Raw genomic sequence first — 20,857 nt, forward strand, 5'->3', positions numbered from 1 at the left:
ATGTCGCTGGCAAAAGCATCAATTTGGACCGCAGGCTCCACGCTGATCAAGATTGGCGCGGGGCTGCTGGTAGTGAAACTGCTGGCGGTAGCGTTTGGCCCCAGCGGGGTTGGACAGGCGGGCAACTTCCGTCAGCTGATTACCGTGCTGGGCGTGCTGTCCGGTGCCGGGATTTTTAACGGCATCACCAAGTACGTAGCTGAATATCATCAGGATCCGCAGCGGTTACGGCTGGCTGTTGGAACGGCGTCAAGCATCGTGCTGGGCTTTTCCACGCTGCTGGCGCTGGTGTTTCTGTTTGCGGCGGAGCCTATCAGTATCGGGTTGTTCGGCCATGCTGACTATGTCGGCGTGGTGCGGGCGGTAGCCTTTATTCAGATGGGTATCGCCTATGCCAACCTGTTTATGGCGGTGCTGAAAGGCTACCGCGATGCGATGGGCAACGCGCTGGCGGTGATTGGCGGTAGCCTGATTGGCGTGGTGGCTTACTACCTGTGCTTTAAGCTGGGCGGCTACGAAGGCGCGCTGGCGGGGTTGGCACTGGTGCCGGCCTTGGTGGTGTTGCCCGCAGGTTTTATGCTGTGGCGGCGCAAAACCTTGCCGCTGCGCTATTTGGCATTGGCATGGGACAAGGCGTTAGCCAGCCATCTTGGCAAGTTCACCATCATGGCATTGATCACATCAGTGACGCTGCCGGTGGCCTATGTGATGATGCGTAACCTGCTGGCCAGCCATTACAGTTGGGATGAGGTCGGGATTTGGCAGGGCGTCAGCAGCATCTCCGACGCTTACCTGCAGTTTATCACCGCCTCATTTACCGTTTATCTGCTGCCAACGCTGTCGCGATTGAAGGAAAAAAGCGCCATCTCTCAAGAGATTGTGCGCTCCTTAAAATTTGTACTGCCCGCAGTAGCGGCGGCGAGTTTCACGGTCTGGTTACTGCGCGACTTCGCCATCTGGTTGCTGTTCACGGACAAATTCGTCGCGATGCGCGATCTGTTTGCCTGGCAACTGGTAGGGGACGTACTGAAAGTGGGCGCCTATGTGTTCGGCTATCTGGTGATTGCCAAGGCGTCGCTGCGTTTTTATATCCTGACCGAAGTCAGTCAGTTCCTGCTGTTAACGCTGTTCTCGCATTGGTTGATACCGCTGCATGGTGCGCTGGGAGCGGCACAGGCCTACATGGCAACCTACATCGTGTACTTCACGCTCTGTAGCTGCGTATTTATTCTTTACCGTAGACGAGTATGACGACACTGATTCACGTATTGGGATCTGACATCCCGCATCACAATCAGACGGTGCTGCGTTTCTTCAACGATGTGTTGGCGAAACGCCTGCCGTCCGAGCAGACGCGTCATTTTATGGTGGCTGCCAAAGATGCCGCTGCGTTAGGGGGGTTCCCCGAGCTGAGCATTGAATGCCATCCGGACAAGAAAAGTCTGGCGATGGCGGTCATCGCCCGCGCGCAGGCCGATCGCAATCAGCGTTTCTTCCTGCACGGCCAGTTTAACCCTACGCTGTGGCTGGCGTTGCTGAGCGGTAAAATCAAGGCCGATCAGGTGAGTTGGCATATCTGGGGCGCTGATTTGTATGAAAACGCCACCAGTTGGAAATTCCGCCTGTTCTATTTGCTGCGCCGTATTGCGCAGGGCAGAGTGAGACACGTGTTCGCGACCCGCGGTGATATTATTCATTACCAGCAGCGTCATGCCCGCGTACCGGCCTCTCTGTTGTATTTCCCGACGCGGATGGATCCGGCGTTAACCGGCATTGAGGTAGAGAAAAACCTGGCCGGGCCGATGACCATTCTGGTGGGGAACTCTGGCGATCGTACCAACCGTCATATTGAGGCGTTGAAAGCGATTCATCAGCAGTTTGGCGCCGAGGTGCGGGTGATCCTGCCGATGGGCTACCCGGCCAATAACGACGCCTATATTGAACAGGTGCGCAGCGCCGGGCTAGAGCTGTTCAGCGCCAGGAACCTGCAGGTGCTGACGCAGCAGGTGGCGTTCGACGATTACCTGAATATCCTGCGCGAGTGCGATCTCGGTTACTTTATTTTTAACCGCCAGCAGGGCATAGGCACGCTGTGTCTTCTGATCCAGTTTGGCGTGCCCTTTGTGCTGAGCCGTCAGAACCCGTTCTGGCAGGATCTGGCGGAGCAACATCTGCCGGTGCTGTTCTATGGCGATTCGCTGGATGAGGCGGTCGTGCGTGAAGCGCAACGCCAACTGGCATCCGTCGATAAACAGGCCATCGCTTTCTTCAACCCTAACTACGTTGATGGTTGGCAGCAGGCATTAACCCTGGCGGCAGGGGACAACGTATGACGCTGGCGCAATTTGGCGGGTTGTTTATCGTTTATCTGGTGAGCGTGCTGTTTATTCTGACGCTGGCTTACCAGGAGTTTAGGCGCGTCCGTTTCAATTTTAACGTCTTCTTTACGCTACTGTATTTGCTGACGTTTTACTTCGGTTTCCCGCTGACCTGTCTGCTGGTGTTTCAGTTTGACGTCGAGGTGGTACCGGTAGAGTTTTTACTCTATGCGATCCTCTCCGCTACTGCGTTTTATGCGATTTATTACGTCAGCTATAAAACCCGGCTGCGAAAGCGCAGCGTGCAACCGCGTAAGCCGGTGTTCACCATGAACCGGGTGGAAACCCATCTGACCTGGATGCTGCTGGCGCTGGTGGCGATGGCGACCGTCGGCATTTTCTTCATGCAAAACGGTTTCCTGCTGTTCAAGCTCAACTCTTACAGCCAAATTTTCTCCAGTGATGTCTCCGGGGTGGCGCTCAAGCGGTTCTTCTATTTCTTCATCCCGGCGATGCTGGTGGTGTATTTCCTGAAGCAAGATCTGCGCGCCTGGTTCTTTTTCCTGGCGGCGACGGTAGCCTTTGGCATCCTGACTTACGTGATAGTCGGCGGTACCCGCGCCAATATCATTATTGCCTTCTCGCTGTTTCTGTTTATCGGCATCGTGCGCGGCTGGATCTCGTTGTGGATGCTGGTGGCCGCCGGCGTGTTTGGTATCGTCGGCATGTTCTGGCTGGCGTTAAAGCGCTACAGCCTGGACGTCAGCGGTCCCGAAGCGTTCTATACCTTCCTTTACCTGACGCGCGATACCTTCTCGCCATGGGAAAACCTGGCGCTGTTGCTGCAGAACTACGACAAGATTGACTTCCAGGGCCTGGCACCGATAGTGCGCGATTTCTACGTGTTCATTCCGGCCTGGCTGTGGCCGGGGCGACCGGACACGGTGCTCAATAGCGCCAACTATTTCACCTGGGAAGTGTTGAATAACCATTCCGGCCTGGCGATATCACCCACGCTTATCGGCTCACTGGTGGTGATGGGCGGTGCGGTGTTTATTCCCGTTGGCGCGGTACTGGTCGGGATGATCATCAAGTGGTTCGACTGGCTGTATGAGATGGGCAAAAGCGAACCTAACCGGTATAAGGCCGCGATATTGCAAAGTTTCTGCTTCGGTGCGGTTTTCAACATCATCGTGTTGGCGCGCGAAGGGGTAGATTCCTTTGTCTCGCGAGTGGTGTTCTTCTGCCTTATTTTTGGCGCCTGCCTGCTGATGGCTAAGTTGTTGTACTGGCTGTTTGACACTGCCGGGTTGATTAAGGCACGGGTGCGGCGTACGCGTACGCTGGCATCGACGCCATCATCCGTTCGGGTCGACGGCCTTCTGTAAGGGTAATAATAACGATGGAAGCAAAGATTTCGGTTCCCCAATATGAGCTGCGCGGTTTCAGCCTGTGGGGATTTCGCGATATGGCGCAATGCCTGGATTTTCTGTTTGACGGCGGCCGGGTAAAGCAGGGCACGCTGGTCGCGATGAATGCCGAAAAGATCCTCAAGGCGGAAGAAGATACTGCGCTGCACGCCTTGCTGGATGAAGCCGAATACAAGTATGCGGACGGGATCAGCATGGTGCGTTCGATCCGCCGTAAATACCCGGAGGCAGAGGTATCGCGCGTCGCAGGAGCTGACCTGTGGGAAGCGTTGATGCAGCGCGCCGGGCGCGAGGGTACGCCGGTCTTCCTGATTGGCGGCAAACCCTCGGTGCTGGCGGAAACCGAACAGAAGCTGCGTAGCCAGTGGAATGTAAACCTGGTGGGCAGTCAGGACGGCTATTTCAAACCTGAACAGCGGGATGCGCTGTTCGAACGCATTCGCGGCAGCGGTGCCGCCATAGTGACGGTAGCCATGGGCTCGCCGAAACAGGAAATCCTGATGCGTGACTGCCGTAAAGTGCATCCGCAGGCGCTCTATATGGGCGTAGGCGGCACCTACGACGTGTTCACCGGGCACGTAAAGCGTGCGCCAAAGATTTGGCAGAACCTAGGTCTGGAGTGGCTGTATCGGCTGCTAAGCCAACCGAGCCGCCTGGGGCGCCAACTGAAGCTGCTGAAGTTTGTCGGCTACTATTACCGCGGTAAGATGTGATCTCTGCGTTGGGGCGGAGGATCCCGCCCCGATGCAACCAATTGTTCAAATAACCTGCTTTATGGCGTATTCGTCATCACCCCTATAACCTCAGCCCATAAACTCACCTGTATTTATTCCATAAAGTTTTAAATTGCGGTTTGCTTATAGCGGCAAAATGCGAAACGATACCGCCCGGAAATTATCCCTGAGCGTTGGCGCAAAACGTGATAGCGCTTAACGACGTTTTTCTCACCGTAAGATCGTCCCATCACAAGCTGGTGTCCGCCAACGCGGCGGGAGAGGTTTTACGCTATTTTCATTAAAACAATAACGACCGGTAACGGCCGGCATGCAAACACAATCAAAAAAATAATATTGAGGATTTATGGCACACAAAGAAAAACCGCAAGGCCTACACCGGGGGCTGGAAGCCCGGCATATCGAGCTGATTGCTCTGGGGGGCACCATCGGGGTGGGCCTGTTTATGGGCTCGGCCAGTACGCTGAAATGGGCGGGGCCTTCGGTGTTGCTGGCTTATATTATTGCCGGCCTGTTCGTGTTCTTCATTATGCGTTCGATGGGCGAAATGCTGTTCCTTGAACCGGTCGCGGGCTCCTTTGCCGTTTATGCCCATAAATACATGAATCCCTATTTTGGCTACCTGACCGCCTGGGGCTATTGGTTTATGTGGATTGCCGTAGGCATCTCGGAAATCACCGCCGTTGGGGTCTACGTGCAGTTTTGGTTCCCGGAAATCCCGCAGTGGATACCGGCGTTGATCGCCGTGGCGATGGTAGCGCTGGCCAACCTGGCCGCCGTGCGTCTGTACGGCGAGCTGGAGTTCTGGTTTGCCATGATCAAGGTTACCACCATCATTGTGATGATTTTGGTGGGGTTGGGGGTGATCTTCTTTGGCTTCGGGAATGGCGGGCAGCCGATTGGCTTTGCCAACCTGACCGAGCACGGCGGTTTCTTTGCCGGCGGCTGGAAGGGCTTCCTGTTCGCGCTCTGTATTGTTGTGGCGTCCTATCAGGGCGTTGAACTGGTGGGGATCACCGCCGGTGAAGCCAAAAACCCGCAGGTGACTCTGAAGCGTGCGATTAACAATATCCTGTGGCGTATCCTGATCTTCTACGTCGGTGCCATTTTTGTCATCGTCACCATTTTCCCCTGGAACGGCATTGGCACCGCAGGTAGCCCCTTCGTGCTGACCTTTGCCAAGATCGGTATTGTCGCTGCCGCCGGTATCATTAACTTTGTGGTGCTCACGGCTGCGCTTTCAGGCTGTAACAGCGGGATGTACAGCGGTGGCCGTATGCTGTACGCACTGGCTAAAAACCGGCAGTTGCCGGCGTCGTTGACCAAGCTGTCCGCCAACGGCGTGCCGGTTAACTGTATCGCCGTGACCATTGCCTGTCTGTTAGTCGGTTCCGGATTGAATTACCTCATTCCCAATCCGCAGGCGGTGTTTGTCTATGTCTACAGCGCCAGCGTGTTGCCGGGCATGGTGCCGTGGTTCGTGGTGCTGATTAGCCAACTGTATTTCCGTCGTGCCCATAAGGAAGCGATTAAAACCCACAGCTTTAAGTCGATTATGTTCCCCTATGTGAACTATCTGACCATCGCTTTCTTGGTCTGCGTGCTGATCGGCATGGGAATTAACCCGGATACGCGAATTTCTTTGCTGGTCGGGGCGATTTTCTTAGCGGCAGTCAGCCTGTGCTACTTTGCTTTCGGCATGCACAAGAAACATCATCCGGCTGAAAAACGGACAGAAACACAGCAATAACCGGTGAAAAGGGGCTACGGATAGCGCTTTCCTGCGCGGGAGTGAGCAAAGCGTAATCAAACACAACATTTCTGCGAAAAAGCACTAGACAGGATTGGGTTAAATCCGTAGTATCCCCTCCCGCAACGGCGCTATGCGCCCGTAGCTCAGCTGGATAGAGCGCTGCCCTCCGGAGGCAGAGGTCTCAGGTTCGAATCCTGTCGGGCGCACCATTAAGTTTGTGTGCAAGAGCTGCGGTGGTAGTATTACCGCGTGAAGTAGTTAAGAAGTAATGGTGGCTATAGCTCAGTTGGTAGAGCCCTGGATTGTGATTCCAGTTGTCGTGGGTTCGAGTCCCATTAGCCACCCCACTTCCTAAGAGAAGTGAAGAATTTTAAGCTGTTTTGTGACTGTGCGAAGGTGGCGGAATTGGTAGACGCGCTAGCTTCAGGTGTTAGTGTTCTTACGGACGTGAGGGTTCAAGTCCCTCTCTTCGCACCACACAAAATGTCTAATAAATTTAATATTTACATAGACATAAGCGATAAAATTTAGTAGTATCTGCAACAAGAAATCGGCGAGTAGCGCAGCTTGGTAGCGCAACTGGTTTGGGACCAGTGGGTCGGAGGTTCGAATCCTCTCTCGCCGACCACATTCAAGAAAGCCCGCTTTTAGCGGGTTTTTTTACATCTGTAGTTTATAGGATGAGCACCTCCGAAGGAGGTTTGAGCCGAGCGCAGCGAGACAACGTTGCTTTAGCAACGGCCCGTAGGGCGGCATCGCAGATGCAAGTCATCCTCTCTCGCTGACCACATTCAGAAAAGCCCGTTCAGCAATGAACGGGCTTTTTGCTTTCTGACATTCCGCTTTACGCCCTCCTGCTCTGGTTTTGCCTCTGCCCGCTAGCTATCGTATCCCGCCAGGACGCTTTTGGCTTGGTGTTGGCTTCCGGCGACATCGGCATGCCGCATTGTCGTCAGCTTGAGACATTTAATATATTGATTTTATTTAATAAAAATGACTTTGGCTTAAGTCGTCGTTTTAAGGCGACATATCTGTAGACGTCAGGTGATAGCAGCAGAAAGGGCAGTGAGCGGAATGAAACGAAGTGCTGAGATTAAATCTGTTTTAATTCAGCTTATTAGGCTATTCACCTGAAGGGGTGATGCGTTTTTCCCAAAGTTGGCACGCCAAGTGCAATATCCACTATGTAGATGCTCATTCCACCTCTTATGTTCGCCTTAGGCTTCATAAACCCTGGGAATGACGCAGAGCCGATTTAGGGTGCCTATTGCCCACCAGAACGATGACGGCGTTGCTTGCAATGGTCGACATCACACTCCGGGCATAACGTTGAGTGAGGCACCGCCCCTGTTGTCCTAGACCTGATTGCTTTTTTATACACTTGCCACCGCGGCAAGTGTTTTTTTTTGCCTAATACCCATCATATTTGAAGCCACAGCTGCGTTGACTGCGCGCTCTCACCCCAGTCACTTGGTTGACCAAGCTCCTGGGGATTCGTGAGCTTGCCGCCTTGCTGTGACTCTAACTATCTTGGGTATAAACAATGTTAGATAAAAAAGGCGCGACCTGTGGGCGCGCCTTGAAGACAGTGCATTGTGCGTTATTCGCCGTTCTGCTTCAACGTTAGCATCAGGCCTTCACGACGCATCTGTGCGGCTTCATCCGAGCGGTGCAGCTTCTCCAGCACGTCAGCCAACCAAGCGTAATCGTAGGCGTCAGGGCGCTGTTTCAGTGCTTCCCGGAATGCATCGGCCGCCGCCTGCCATTCGCCGTGCTTCATCAGCAACTGGCCCAGGGTGCTGTTTAGCAGTGGTGTGGCACCATGCTGCTTCACCTGCTGACGCAACGCTTTCTCCAGCTGTTGCGGGTTGCCGGACTTCAGACGCGGGATCAGCAACACCAGGCGTTCGTCATACTGACGCTTGAGGCTGTCGAGCACGATTTCTTGCGCCAGTTCATGGTCATTGCATTCGATCAGGTGCTCAACCATCGCGATTTGCAACGGCACCTCATGCCGGATTTTGCGGCTCTGATCTTTCCACCAGCGTTTCAGGCCATCGCTGCCCTCATCCGCCATCGCCTGATTCATCAGGCCAATGTAGGCCTGCTGTTGCAGCGCCTGCAGCTCAGCCTCGCTGTGCAGATTGATCTTGCTCATCGACGGCAGGATCTCCAGCAATGAGGCAAAAGCGCCGGTGCGCAGATAGGCCATTTCCGCCAGTCGCAGCACTTCCGGATGACGCGGGGCCTGATTAAGCAGGCGATCGACACCGTGGCGTGCCGCATGGTTTTCACCCTGAGCCAGTTGGATGCGCACGCGGGTGATGTCTACCGGCAACTGGTCGGTGTCGGCGGCTTCGGCGGCGCGTTCGAGATACTGATTGGTACGGAAATCGTCACCCCGTTGCTGTGCGGCCTCCGCGGCCAGCAGGTAGTTCACCACCGGTTGTTCGGCGTGATCGGCATTGCGCGTCAGCAGTTTTTCAACCTGCTTGTAATCACCTTCGGCCAGTTTGATCAGCGCGGCCTTGGTCTGCTTGCGCGCACGGCTGCGTTTGCGGCCCAGGAACCAGCCGCGAGTGCGCGCGCTGGTACTGAAGATGCGACGCAGGATCCACTCGATCACCAGCAGCACCACAAACAGCAAGATACCCATGATCACCAGGCCGGTGACGCTGGTTTCGATATTGTAGTTATCGGTCTGAATCAGCACATAGCCCTGATGGCCGGCCAACATCGGCCCAACCACCACGCTGGCGATCAGCACCAGGAACAGAAATAGCACGCGTAACATGGCTTATCCCTCCTGATGAGCGGCAGGGGACTGGGCCATCAGATTACGCACCCGGGTCTGCATCAGTTTTTCCAGCAGCGGCTGGCTTTTCAGCTGATCCGGCACGTCCATGGTGATCGACTGCTGGCTCAGGGTATCCAACTCTTCCAGGAAAGCTTTCGTGGCCGGGTCGGTGGTATCAAAGTAGGCGCGAACCCAAGTGGAAATGGTCTCCAGCGACTGCTTATACACTTCGTTCTGATGTCGAGGGATGGCCTGCGCGGCAACCAGCAGACGCGAACGGATATTTTCGCGCAGGTAAATGTCCTGGTTCGGGGCCATCAGCGGCTCGGCATTGCTATCGCGGCGGCGGACGGTAATAAAGTCGGCCATAAAGTTGTGCCAGCTTTTGGCCAGGTTTTGCCGCCATTCGCCGATCGAGCTCGACAGCTCGCTGCTGTCTTGATCCATCGGCGCTTCGTCGCTGTCGTTATCCGCCAGGCGCAGATTATCCACCTGATTGGACAACTGATTGGTCTTGAGAATGATGCCGTCGAAATCTACCTGAGTCAGCGTGGACAGCGTGCTGACGTCTTCGGTGATGGCGCGACGAACCTCGAGCAGGCTCGGGTCATTCATGTCAGCCAGGCTGGCATCGGCGCTTTTTAACAGCGCGGCGGCGGTGGTGACGTCCTGATCGCTCCACAGCTTACGCCCGGCCATTTTCACCAGAAAATCGGCCTGCGCCAGCAACCAGGTTTTGGCATCGCTGCCGGAGATGATGGCGACTTTCTCTTGCAGTTCATTGAGCTGTCGCGCCAGGGTTGCCTGTTCGCGATCGGCGGCGTCCAGCGTTTTGCCCTGTTGCTGCAACAGGCCTTCCAGCGCGCTTCTTTCCTGCTGTTGGTTCTGTTTCAGCGCTTCAAGCTGTTGCTGCAACGTTTGGTTGGCGGCGATAAGCTGCTGCGCCTGCCGATGGGTGTGGTAATAGCCACCGGCGGCCAGAGCGATGACCAGCACGATCGCGATCGCGCCCAACACCGGGCCGGTATTTTTACCTTTACGCTTTTCAGCGTCTGGCTGCTGGGGGCTCTCAACCGCAGAGGTTGGTTCTTCAACCGGGGCGGATGGGGTATTTTGTTCCGTCATAGTGGCACATCCCATAGTCAGGTTTGTTGTAGCGCGCGGATCAGCGCGTCATTATCGGCGGTATCAGCTACCCGAATTGTACTCCAGCCCAGTTCCTGGGCGAGGGTAGCCAGACGTTCACTCACTACGACCAGGCGGCAACGTAACAGCCACGAAGAACGGTAGTAATCAGGAACTAAAGTATAGAGCTGTTGTAACATTTCACCGCTGGTGACGACCAGCGTATCAACACCGGCACGCTGCCAGTGGGCGCTTTGCTCGCTGCCATCATAGTGCACCGGGCTGCGTTGATAACATTCATAATAGCTGACGTCAGCGCCGCGCTCACTCAAGGTATTACCCAGCAGCTCGCGTCCGCCGTTACCGCGCAGGATCAGCGCCTGTTTACCTTCCAGCTTCTGCAGCGCCGGCAGCAGCAGCAATGTTTCGCTGATCTCCTGCTCACGCGGGTATTCTACCGGCAGGCTGCTGATGCGGTGCATTGCCAGCGCCGTGTTGCGACCGATAGCATAATAGGCCAGCCTGGCGGGCCATGACAGCCCGACGCGGCCCATCACCGAGTTGGCGTAGCTCACCGAGTGCTGCGACAGGATGAACACCAGATCGCCATCATTAAGCTGCTGTAACGCCTGCGGCAATTTTGGCAAATCGCCCCCGGGGGCGAAATCGATCAACGGAGCATGATAGGCAACCCGACCGAGCGCACGCAGTCGGCTGACCAGTTCTTCTCCGGAAGGCGAGGGGCGGGTTACCAGAATCGTCATGCAGGGGGATTCCCCTGATAAACGTCCTGCAGAATTTCACGAGCGCCTTGCGCCAGCAGTTCTTCCGCCAGTTCGAGGCCCATCTGCTCTGCTTGAGCTGCCGGACCGCGGCGTTCGCTGCGCACCATTTGGCTGCCGTCTGGAGAGCCCACCAGGGCTCGCAGCCACAGGCTGTCGCCATCCAGTTCGGCATAGCTGCCGATAGGCACCTGGCAACCGCCTTCCAGCCGGGTATTCATCGCACGTTCGGCACGTACGCGGGTTTCTGTAGCAACGTGATTGAGCGGTGCCAACAGCGCGCGGGTGGTTTCGTCGTCGAGGCGGCATTCGATACCCACTGCGCCCTGGCCAACGGCCGGCAGGCACTCTTCCGGGCTCAATGGACTGCGGATACGCTGTTCCAACCCCAGGCGCTTAAGCCCGGCGACCGCCAGAATAATGGCGTCGTAATCGCCGTTATCCAATTTTGCCAGCCGGGTACCGACGTTGCCGCGCAGATCGCGCACGATCAGATCCGGACGGCGCTCACGCAGTTGGCACTGACGACGCAGGCTGGAGGTACCGACCACGCTGCCCTGCGGCAGTTGATCGAGCGATGCGAAACGATTGGAAACAAATGCGTCGCGAGGATCGTCACGCTCGCAAATAGTCACTAAACCCAAGCCTTCGGGGAAATCGACCGGGACGTCTTTCATTGAGTGAACGGCGATATCCGCACGGCCGTCCAATAACGCCAGTTCAAGTTCCTTAACAAACAGCCCTTTACCGCCGACTTTCGCCAGCGGCGTATCCAAAATAATGTCGCCTCGCGTGACCATCGGCACCAGTTCGACCTGCAGGCCGGGGTGGCTGGCCATCAGGCGCTGCTGCACATAATGTGCTTGCCAAAGCGCGAGTGGGCTTTGTCGGGTGGCAATTCGAATAATTTTGTCTAACATGCTTGTTACCGTTTTTATAATTCGCCGTTCATCCTACCACTGAGTGTGAAAACTGTCAGTGCAAGAAGCCACAGGCGAAGAAAGGACAACGGAATCAACGGGACGTGTGATGTGTTTTGGGGCAGTTAACACTGCGGGTAAATCGTTTGGAGTGGCGCTACAATAATAGTGAAGCGTTACTTCCTTTACGGTCAATCAGCAAGGTGTTAAATTGATCACGTTTCCAACAATAAGTTGCCAAATATTCTTCCAACACTAACGGCACTTATGGAATACGGGTTTTTTTCTAAACACCGGGATAATCAGGCGAGACGTCTTGTACCTCTACATCGAGACACTGAAGCAGAGACTGGATGCGATCAATCAATTACGAATCGATCGCGCCCTAGCGGCCATGAAGCCCGCGTTTCAACGGGTATACAGTCTGCTGCCTACCTTATTGCACCACCACCACCCACTGATGCCAGGTTACCTGAACGGTAACGTTCCCCATGGCGTTTGCCTCTACACGCCTGATGAAACTCAACAAGATTACCTCAATGATTTAGAAGACAAATGGGGCAGCCCATTTGACAAAATGGCCAGCGGTGAACTGCCGATTACCGGGGTTTACTCGATGGGCAGCACCTCGTCGATCGGCCAGAGTTGCAGCTCGGATCTCGACATCTGGGTGTGCCACCAATCCTGGCTGGACAACGAAGAGCGTAACCGCCTACAGCAAAAATGCAGCCTGCTGGAAAAATGGTCGGCGTCGATGGGGGTGGAAGTCAGCTTCTTCCTGATCGATGAAAACCGCTTCCGTCATAACGAAAGCGGCAGCCTGGGGGGCGAAGACTGCGGCTCCACCCAACATATCCTGCTGCTGGACGAATTTTACCGCACCGCGGTGCGCCTGGCCGGCAAACGTATTTTGTGGAACATGGTGCCGGGCGAAGAAGAAGCACATTACGATGAGTATGTGCTGTCGCTGTACTCGCAAGGCGCGTTAACGCCGAACGAATGGCTGGATCTCGGCGGTCTGAGCACGCTGTCGGCGGAAGAATATTTCGGTGCCAGCCTGTGGCAACTGTACAAAAGCATCGACTCGCCTTACAAGGCGGTGCTGAAAACCCTGCTGCTGGAAGCCTATTCCTGGGAATACCCGAATACGCAACTGCTGGCGATGGACATCAAACAGCGCCTGCATCAGGGCGAGATTGTCTGCTTTGGTCTCGACGCCTACTGTATGATGCTCGAACGCGTTACGCATTATCTGAATCAAATCAACGACACTACCCGCCTCGACCTGGTCCGCCGCTGTTTCTACCTGAAAGTCTGTGAAAAACTGTCCCGCGCCAATGCGTGCGTCGGCTGGCGTCGTGAAATTCTCAGCCAATTGGTCAGCGAATGGGGCTGGGACGAAGAGCGTCTGGCGATCCTGGATAATCGCGCCAACTGGAAAATCGAACGGGTACGTGAAGCTCACAACGAACTGTTGGATGCGATGATGCAAAGCTATCGCAACCTGATCCGCTTCGCTCGCCGCAACAACCTTAGCGTCAGCGCCAGCCCGCAGGATATCGGCGTGTTGACACGCAAGCTGTACGCCGCGTTTGAAGCGCTGCCCGGCAAGGTGACGCTGGTGAACCCACAGATTTCGCCGGACCTGTCAGAAGACGACTTGACCTTTATTCACGTGCCGATTGGCCGCGCCAACCGCACCGGCTGGTATCTTTATAACCAGGCACCGGCCATGGACTCGATCGTCAGCCATCAGCCGCTGGAATATAACCGCTACCTCAACAAGCTGGTGGCCTGGGCCTATTTCAACGGGCTGCTGACGCCGAAAACCCGTCTGCACATCAAGAGCGGCAACCTGTGCGATACGGCCAAACTGCAGGAACTGGTGGCCGATGTGTCGCACCACTTCCCCCTGCGGCTGGCGGCCCCCACGCCAAAAGCGCTGTACAGCCCGTGCGAAATTCGTCACCTGGCCATTATCGTCAATCTGGAAAACGATCCGACCGCCGCCTTCCGCAATCAGGTGGTGCATTTCGATTTCCGCAAGCTCGATGTATTCAGCTTTGGCCAGCAACAGCAGTGCCTGGTGGGCAGTATCGATCTGCTGTACCGCAACTCCTGGAACGAAGTGCGTACCTTGCATTTCAGCGGCGAGCAATCGGTGCTGGAAGCGTTGAAGACCATTCTCGGCAAAATGCACCAGGATGCCGCGCCGCCGGAATCGGTCGAGGTGTTCTGCTACAGTCAGCACCTGCGCGGCCTGATCCGTACCCGTATACAGCAATTGGTGTCTGAATGTATTGAGCTACGCCTGTCCAGCACCCGACTGGAGCCGGGCCGTTTCAAAGCGGTACGGGTTGCCGGCCAGACCTGGGGCCTGTTCTTCGAACGGCTGAGCGTGTCGGTGCAGAAGCTGGAAAACGCGGTGGAGTTCTACGGCGCCATTTCCAACAATAAACTGCACGGCCTGTCGATCAAGGTGGAAACCGATCAGGTGCATCTGCCGCCAGTGGTAGACGGTTTCGCCAGCGAGGGGATTATTCAGTTCTTCTTCGAAGACACCACGGACGACAAGGGCTTTAACATCTATATTCTGGATGAGTCTAACCGGGTTGAGGTTTATCACCATTGCGAAGGCAGCAAAGAGGAACTGGTGCGCGACGTTAGCCGTTTCTACTCGTCCTCGCACGATCGCTTCACCTACGGCTCCAGCTTTATCAACTTCAACCTACCGCAGTTCTACCAGATCGTACATCTTGATGGCCGAACTCAGGTGATCCCGTTCCGCAGCAATGTACTGTCGAGCCTGTGCGTTCCCCTGACCGACAGCGCGGTCCAACCGCTGAAGCAACAGTTCCAGCTGCATTGATATCGTCAAGGTTCAGCAGGCTGAGCCTTGACGACGGATGCGGCCATTCTCAGGAAAATGTCACCTCTTCGCCGGCCTGTGCGCTGGCCGCTTCGCTCAGTAAGGGGTAGAAGGCGCGATCGCTGCGATCGCACAGCCACACGCCGTCACGGTAGTTAAAGTGATAGCCGCCAGTTTTGGTCGCCAGCCAAATCTGATGCAACGGCTCCTGGCGATTGATCACAATTTTGGTGCCATTTTCGAAGCTTAACGTCATTACGCCACCGTTAGTTTCGTAATCGATGTCCGCATCGCCGTCAAAATCGTCCAGGGTCTCTTCAATATTCAGCATCAGTTGGTCAGCCAACTGGTGAAACTCACTGTCGTTCATATTCAATTCCTATTGCTTTTCATGATCCAGCTGCGATTATAGAGACCTTGGACGCATGAATTACAGGCATTAATGCAAATGAAAAAACAACTACGCTATGCGCTGATGGCAGTTCTGCTTGCCGGGCTCTCCGGCTGCGGCCTGAAGGGCCCGCTGTACTTCCCGCCGGCCGATCCGGCCAGCACTAAGAAACCGGCTACCCAGGTTCAGACCGGCGATCAGGTACAGAAAAATCAGCAGGAACTTTCTGGCTCTCAGCAAAAACCGTCGATGAGCGACCAGTAACACCTTGTTTGCGGCGGCGTTAGTCACCGCAAACCCAAGACGGATAGCGGAGTATGATATGCAGTTCTCCAAAATGCACGGTCTGGGCAACGACTTTATGGTGGTCGATGCCGTTACACAGAATGTCTATTTCTCACCCGAGTTGATCCGCCGTCTGGCCGATCGGCACTTGGGCGTTGGCTTTGACCAGCTGCTGGTGGTAGAACCGCCTTACGATCCGGAACTGGATTTCCATTACCGCATTTTTAACGCCGACGGCAGTGAAGTGGCGCAGTGCGGTAACGGCGCTCGCTGCTTTGCCCGCTTTGTACGGCTGAAAGGCTTGACCAACAAGCGCGATATTCGCGTCAGTACCCAGACCGGGCGCATGGTGTTGAGCGTGACCGACGATGATCTGGTGTGCGTGAATATGGGCGAACCGAACTTCGATCCCCAGGCAGTGCCGTTTCGCGCAACCAAAGAAGAAAAGACCTACATCATGCGCGCAGCGGAGCATACGGTGCTGTGCGGCGTGGTGTCGATGGGCAATCCACATTGTGTTTTACAGGTGGATGATGTAAAAACCGCCAAGGTGGAGTTGCTCGGGCCGGTGCTGGAAGGGCATGAGCGCTTCCCGGAACGGGCCAACATCGGTTTTATGCAAATTGTCAGTCGTGAGCACATTAAACTGCGTGTCTATGAGCGCGGTGCTGGCGAAACGCAGGCCTGCGGTAGCGGAGCCTGTGCGGCCGTGGCAGTAGGGATTCAACAGGAATTGCTGTCAGAAGAGGTGCATGTAGAACTGCCGGGCGGCAGCCTGCATATTCGCTGGAAAGGGCCGGGCAGCCCGCTGTTTATGACCGGTCCGGCAACCCATGTATATGACGGATTTATTCATCTATGAAGAGCGTTGAGGACCAGGCTGTCGCAGGCATTGAGCTTGATGACGACGCCGTGATGCAGTTTCTGCTGCAAAACCCGGATTTCTTTATGCGCAACGCGCGGTTGGTGGAGCAGATGCGCGTTCCCCATCCCGTTCGCGGCACCGTATCGTTGGTCGAGTGGCATCTGGCTCGCCAGCGTAATCACATCCATCGGCTGGAAGAAGAAATCACGCTGCTGATGGAGCAGGCCAGCGCCAACGAAACGCTGTTTGCCAGCCTGCTGCATTTGCAGGCCAACCTGGCCACCGCCGACAGCCTGCAGGATATGCTTAACCGCCTGCAGCGTTGGGCGCGCGGTTTCGGTTTGGCCGGCGCCAACATCCGCCTGTTTTCCGAAAGCTGGAAAATAGGCGCGCCTTCCGATTTCACTCACCTTGCCTTGTCGCGTTCTTCGTTTGAACCGTTACGCATTCAGCGTCTGGGTGACCAACAGCACTTTCTTGGCAGCCTTAATGGCCCGAGTTGCTGTTGTTGCTGCCGCAGGCCAAACTGGTCGGCTCGGTAGCGCTGTCGATGCTGGGTGATGAGGGCGAGCTGGGTATGGTGATTTTCAGCAGCCGCGATACGCAACATTATCAGCAGGGCATGGGCACGGTGATGCTTAATCAACTGGCGCGCATGCTGCCGGAACTGCTGGAACGCTGGATCGAACGCGCATGACCCCGCTGGCGGCCAGCCTGCAACAGCCGGTCGATGCCTTTCTGCGCTATCTGAAGGTGGAACGCCAGCTCAGCCCCTTGACGCAGTTAAGCTATTCACGCCAATTGCAGGCGCTGATGGCGCTGGCTCAGGATATGGGCATCACGGAGTGGCCGGCGTTGGACGCCGCCAAAGTCCGGATGCTGGCGGCGCGCAGTAAACGCGCCGGCCTGCAGTCTTCCAGCCTCGCGTTACGCTTGTCGGCATTACGCAGTTTTCTCGACTGGCAGGTCAGCCAGGGTATGCTGATAGCCAACCCCGCCAAAGGGATCCGCACGCCACGCAGTGGCCGTCATCTGCCGAAAAACATCGACGTCGATGAAATGAATCAGCTGCTGGATATCGATCTCAACGATCCGCTGGCGGTACGCGATCGCGCTATGCTTGAGGTGATGTACGGGGCAGGGCTGCGTCTTTCTGAACTGGTGGGGCTGGACTGTCGCCACGTCGATCTGGCCGCCGGTGAAATTTGGGTTTTGGGCAAGGGCAGCAAGGAACGCAAGCTGCCGGTCGGCCGCACCGCCGTGACCTGGCTGGAACACTGGCTGGCGATGCGCGACCTGTTCGGGCCGTCAGACGATGCGATGTTCCTGTCCAATCAGGGAAAACGCATCTCGACCCGTAACGTGCAAAAGCGTTTTGCCGAATGGGGCGTCAAGCAGGGCGTTAACAGCCATATCCATCCGCACAAGCTGCGCCACTCCTTTGCTACCCATATGCTGGAGTCCAGCGGCGATCTGCGTGCGGTGCAGGAACTGCTTGGCCATGCCAATCTGACCACCACCCAAATCTATACCCACCTCGACTTTCAACATCTGGCGAACGTGTACGATGCCGCGCATCCACGCGCCAAACGGGGGAAATCCTGATGCACTTTTATCGTCCGCTACGCCCGCTGGCGGCATTGACCTTCGATCTGGACGACACGCTGTACGACAACCGTCCGGTGATCAAACAGACCGAATTGCAGTCGGTGGCTTTCCTGCAGAATTATCATCCCGGGCTGAACCACTTCCAGTCGGCGGATTTTCACCGCCTGCGCCAAGAGTTACGTGAACAGGATCCAGAGATTTACCACGACGTCACCCAGTGGCGTTGGCGTGCCATCCACCTGGCGCTGAGCCGTCAGGGGCTGCGTGATGCCCAGGCAGCTGAAGGGGCTGACGCGGCGATGCAGAATTTTGCGCTGTGGCGCAGCCGCATCGAAGTGCCTGAAGCTACCCACGCTACGTTGAAAGCATTGGGTGAACGTTTCCCACTGGTGGCGATCACCAACGGCAATGCCGATCCCGCGCAGTGCGGGCTGGACGGTTACTTTCAGTTTGTGCTGCGCTCCGGGCCGGATGGCCGCGCCAAACCTTATCAGGACATGTATCAACTGGCCGCAGAGCGTTTAGGCATCGCCCCTGAGCATATTCTCCACGTCGGCGATGATTTAACCACCGACGTCGCCGGCGCGTTGCGCTCAGGCCTGCAGGCCTGTTGGATCAACGACCGTCAGCGCAGCCTGATGCAGGCTGCCGATAGCCGGCTGCTGCCACATATTGAGATTTCGCAGTTGGCATCGCTGACAGCATTGTTATAATCCCTGCCAGAACTCTGTATAAATTCCCAGTGGAATCGCGTCGCTGACGCGCTTTCCCTTACCAATTAATGGTGCCTATGGACGTTTCCGATCTGCTCGACAGCCTGAATGAAAAACAACGCGAAGCCGTGGCGGCGCCACGTGGCAACCTGTTGGTACTGGCCGGCGCGGGCAGCGGTAAAACCCGGGTGCTGGTGCACCGCATCGCCTGGCTGCTGTCGGTAGAGAACTGTTCGCCGTATTCGATCATGGCGGTGACGTTCACCAACAAAGCCGCGGCGGAAATGCGCCACCGTATCGAACATCTGATTGGCACCAGTCAGGGCGGCATGTGGATCGGCACCTTCCACGGGCTGGCTCACCGGTTGCTGCGCGCACATCACATGGATGCCAATCTGCCGCAGGATTTCCAGATCCTCGACAGCGACGACCAGTTCCGCCTGCTCAAACGCATCGTCAAGGCGTTGAATATCGACGAGAAACAATGGCCCCCGCGTCAGGCGATGTGGTACATCAACGGCAAAAAAGATGAGGGCCTGCGCCCGCAACACGTCGAGACCTATAATAATCCGGTGGAGGCAACCTGGTTGCGTATCTACCAGGCCTATCAGGAAGCCTGCGATCGCGCCGGGCTGGTGGATTTTGCCGAGCTGTTGCTGCGCGCCCATGAGCTGTGGCTGAACAAACCGCATATCCTCAACCATTACCGCGAACGTTTTACCAACGTACTGGTAGATGAGTTTCAGGATACCAACAGCATTCAATATGCCTGGATCCGCCTGCTGGCCGGCAATAACAGCAACGTGATGATCGTGGGTGACGATGACCAGTCGATTTATGGCTGGCGCGGCGCTCAGGTGGAAAATATTCAACGTTTCCTGAAGGACTTCCCCGGTGCGCAGAGCGTCCTTCTGGAACAAAATTACCGTTCGACCAGCAATATTCTAAAGGCAGCCAACACCCTGATCGCCAACAACGGCGGGCGCATGGGTAAAAACCTGTGGACAGAGGGCGGGGATGGCGAACCTATTTCTATCTACTGCGCGTTCAACGAACTCGACGAGTCGCGCTTTGTCGTCGGCCGCATCAAAACCTGGCAGGAAAATGGCGGCGCACTGAATGACTGCGCCATCCTTTACCGCAGCAACGCCCAGTCGCGCGTACTGGAAGAGGCGCTGCTGCAAACCGCCATGCCTTACCGCATTTACGGCGGGCAACGCTTCTTCGAACGTCAGGAAATCAAGGATGCGCTGGCCTATCTGCGGCTGATAGCCAACCGTAATGACGACGCTGCGTTCGAGCGCGTAGTAAATACCCCGACCCGTGGCATTGGCGACCGGACGTTGGACGAAGTGCGTCGAACGGCGCGCGATCGTCAATTGACCCTGTGGCAGGCCACCCGCGCCCTGCTGCAAGACAAGGTGCTGGCCGGCCGTGCGGCCTCTGCGCTGCAGCGCTTTACCGAACTGGTAGATTCCCTGGCGCATGAAACCGCCGATATGCCCTTGCACGTACAGACCGACCGGGTGATCCGCGATTCGGGGCTGTTCATTATGTATGAGCAGGAAAAGGGCGAGAAAGGCCAGGCGCGTATCGAAAACCTTGAGGAGCTGGTGACGGCAACCCGTCAATACAGCTATCAGGATGAAGATCAGGATCTGATGCCGCTGCAGGCGTTTCTGTCGCATGCTGCGCTGGAGGCGGGCGAAGGCCAGGCCGATGCCTATCAGGATGCGGTGCAGTTGATGACCCTGCACTCGGCCAAGGGGCTGGAGTTCCCGCTGGTGTTTATCGTCGGTATGGAAGAGGGGATGTTCCCGAGCCAGATGTCGCTGGATGAAGGCGGGCGGCTGGAAGAAGAACGTCGTCTGGCCTACGTTGGCCTGACGCGTGCCATGCAGAAACTGACGCTGACCTATGCCGAAACGCGTCGTCTGTACGGCAAGGAAGTTTACCATCGGCCTTCGCGTTTTATCGGTGAACTGCCGGAGGAGTGCGTGGAAGAAGTGCGGTTGCGTGCCAGCGTATCGCGACCGGTGAGCCATCGTCGTATGGGCACGCCGATCGGTGAAAACGATACCGGCTACAAGCTGGGGCAGCGAGTGCGTCACCCTAAATTTGGCGAAGGCACCATCGTCAATCTGGAAGGCAGCGGCGAACACAGTCGACTGCAAATTGCGTTCCCAGGGGAAGGCATCAAGTGGCTGGTGGCCGCCTATGCCAGACTGGAAACGGTGTAGCGGGGCAGTAGCCGCCGAACCCAAAGG

Annotated in this window: 16 protein-coding genes, 4 tRNA genes, 1 other RNA gene and 1 pseudogene; 17 read left to right on the top strand and 5 right to left on the bottom strand. The window is 56.2% G+C overall.

Features of this window, described 5'->3' with window-relative positions:
• The 10 genes from wzxE (at nt 1) to EBA31_RS26505 (ending at nt 7,023) form a co-directional block, all read left to right on the top strand.
• Entirely contained in the window at nt 1-1,251 is a 1,251-nt protein-coding gene (wzxE, locus tag EBA31_RS26460; protein WP_020824757.1) for a lipid III flippase WzxE, read from the top strand.
• Nucleotides 1,248-2,333 carry a TDP-N-acetylfucosamine:lipid II N-acetylfucosaminyltransferase gene (locus tag EBA31_RS26465; protein ID WP_122080555.1) on the top strand — a complete coding sequence of 362 codons (1,086 nt, stop codon included), beginning with the start codon at nt 1,248-1,250 and terminating at the stop codon, nt 2,331-2,333. Before wzxE ends, EBA31_RS26465 begins: the two co-directional genes overlap by 4 nt.
• Nucleotides 2,330-3,706: an ECA oligosaccharide polymerase gene (wzyE, locus tag EBA31_RS26470; protein ID WP_020824759.1), complete on the top strand. Its 1,377-nt coding sequence runs from the start codon at nt 2,330-2,332 to the stop codon at nt 3,704-3,706. The genes EBA31_RS26465 and wzyE overlap by 4 nt, the downstream gene beginning before the upstream one ends.
• A 14-nt stretch (nt 3,707-3,720) precedes the next feature.
• On the top strand, nt 3,721-4,461 hold the full coding sequence (wecG, locus tag EBA31_RS26475; protein ID WP_122080556.1) for a lipopolysaccharide N-acetylmannosaminouronosyltransferase: 741 nt from the start codon (nt 3,721-3,723) through the stop codon (nt 4,459-4,461).
• Between the two features lie 367 nt (nt 4,462-4,828).
• Nucleotides 4,829-6,232, top strand: a complete 1,404-nt coding sequence (locus EBA31_RS26480) for an amino acid permease (protein WP_020824761.1) — start codon at nt 4,829-4,831, stop codon at nt 6,230-6,232.
• A gap of 135 nt (nt 6,233-6,367) precedes the next feature.
• A tRNA-Arg gene (locus EBA31_RS26485) sits at nt 6,368-6,444 on the top strand.
• Between the two features lie 62 nt (nt 6,445-6,506).
• Nucleotides 6,507-6,582: transfer RNA gene (locus EBA31_RS26490), tRNA-His, on the top strand.
• A 43-nt stretch (nt 6,583-6,625) separates the two neighbouring features.
• Nucleotides 6,626-6,712 (top strand) — tRNA-Leu (locus EBA31_RS26495).
• A gap of 74 nt (nt 6,713-6,786) precedes the next feature.
• Nucleotides 6,787-6,863: transfer RNA gene (locus EBA31_RS26500), tRNA-Pro, on the top strand.
• A 31-nt stretch (nt 6,864-6,894) separates the two neighbouring features.
• Nucleotides 6,895-7,023, top strand: a non-coding RNA gene (locus EBA31_RS26505) — RtT sRNA.
• Nucleotides 7,024-7,835: 812 nt separating this feature from the next.
• Here the strand turns inward: EBA31_RS26505 and hemY are convergent.
• Genes hemY through hemC form a run of 4 tightly spaced genes read right to left on the bottom strand, consistent with a single transcriptional unit; the run spans nt 7,836 to nt 11,859 of the window.
• On the bottom strand, nt 7,836-9,029 hold the full coding sequence (hemY, locus tag EBA31_RS26510; protein WP_116691461.1) for a protoheme IX biogenesis protein HemY: 1,194 nt from the start codon (nt 9,027-9,029) through the stop codon (nt 7,836-7,838).
• Nucleotides 9,030-9,032: 3 nt separating this feature from the next.
• Nucleotides 9,033-10,157: a uroporphyrinogen-III C-methyltransferase gene (gene hemX, locus EBA31_RS26515; RefSeq protein ID WP_122080557.1), complete on the bottom strand. Its 1,125-nt coding sequence runs from the start codon at nt 10,155-10,157 to the stop codon at nt 9,033-9,035.
• 17 nt (nt 10,158-10,174) lie between these two features.
• Nucleotides 10,175-10,921 (bottom strand): uroporphyrinogen-III synthase, encoded by a 747-nt coding sequence (hemD, locus tag EBA31_RS26520; RefSeq protein WP_122080558.1) that lies wholly within the window; start codon nt 10,919-10,921, stop codon nt 10,175-10,177.
• Entirely contained in the window at nt 10,918-11,859 is a 942-nt protein-coding gene (gene hemC / locus EBA31_RS26525) for a hydroxymethylbilane synthase (RefSeq protein ID WP_122080559.1), read from the bottom strand. Before hemC ends, hemD begins: the two co-directional genes overlap by 4 nt.
• A 316-nt stretch (nt 11,860-12,175) precedes the next feature.
• Between hemC and EBA31_RS26530 the strand changes: the two genes are divergently transcribed.
• Complete coding sequence (locus EBA31_RS26530) at nt 12,176-14,728, top strand: class I adenylate cyclase (protein WP_046374741.1); 2,553 nt, start codon at nt 12,176-12,178, stop codon at nt 14,726-14,728.
• A 49-nt stretch (nt 14,729-14,777) separates the two neighbouring features.
• Here EBA31_RS26530 and cyaY read toward each other — a convergent pair whose 3' ends face one another.
• Complete coding sequence (gene cyaY, locus EBA31_RS26535) at nt 14,778-15,098, bottom strand: iron donor protein CyaY (protein ID WP_020824767.1); 321 nt, start codon at nt 15,096-15,098, stop codon at nt 14,778-14,780.
• A gap of 78 nt (nt 15,099-15,176) precedes the next feature.
• Here cyaY and EBA31_RS26540 point away from each other — a divergent pair, with 78 nt between their 5' ends.
• The 6 genes and pseudogenes from EBA31_RS26540 to uvrD all read left to right on the top strand — a co-directional run bounded on the left by EBA31_RS26540 (nt 15,177) and on the right by uvrD (nt 20,830).
• Complete coding sequence (locus EBA31_RS26540) at nt 15,177-15,383, top strand: lipoprotein (RefSeq protein WP_020824768.1); 207 nt, start codon at nt 15,177-15,179, stop codon at nt 15,381-15,383.
• Nucleotides 15,384-15,441: 58 nt separating this feature from the next.
• The gene (gene dapF, locus EBA31_RS26545; protein WP_020824769.1) at nt 15,442-16,266 is read left to right on the top strand and encodes a diaminopimelate epimerase; all 825 of its coding nucleotides are present in this window, start codon (nt 15,442-15,444) and stop codon (nt 16,264-16,266) included.
• Nucleotides 16,263-16,966: pseudogene (locus EBA31_RS26550) on the top strand (DUF484 domain-containing protein). Before dapF ends, EBA31_RS26550 begins: the two are co-directional and overlap by 4 nt.
• Nucleotides 16,963-17,874: a tyrosine recombinase XerC gene (gene xerC / locus EBA31_RS26555; RefSeq protein WP_020824771.1), complete on the top strand. Its 912-nt coding sequence runs from the start codon at nt 16,963-16,965 to the stop codon at nt 17,872-17,874. Before EBA31_RS26550 ends, xerC begins: the two are co-directional and overlap by 4 nt.
• Nucleotides 17,874-18,590: a 5-amino-6-(5-phospho-D-ribitylamino)uracil phosphatase YigB gene (gene yigB / locus EBA31_RS26560; protein ID WP_115057958.1), complete on the top strand. Its 717-nt coding sequence runs from the start codon at nt 17,874-17,876 to the stop codon at nt 18,588-18,590. The genes xerC and yigB overlap by 1 nt, the downstream gene beginning before the upstream one ends.
• Nucleotides 18,591-18,667: 77 nt before the next feature.
• On the top strand, nt 18,668-20,830 hold the full coding sequence (gene uvrD, locus EBA31_RS26565; RefSeq protein ID WP_046375101.1) for a DNA helicase II: 2,163 nt from the start codon (nt 18,668-18,670) through the stop codon (nt 20,828-20,830).
• Nucleotides 20,831-20,857: the final 27 nt, after the last annotated feature.

Origin of the sequence: Serratia sp. P2ACOL2 (genome assembly GCF_003691565.1) — a bacterium.
GTDB classification, from domain to species: domain Bacteria; phylum Pseudomonadota; class Gammaproteobacteria; order Enterobacterales; family Enterobacteriaceae; genus Serratia; species Serratia liquefaciens.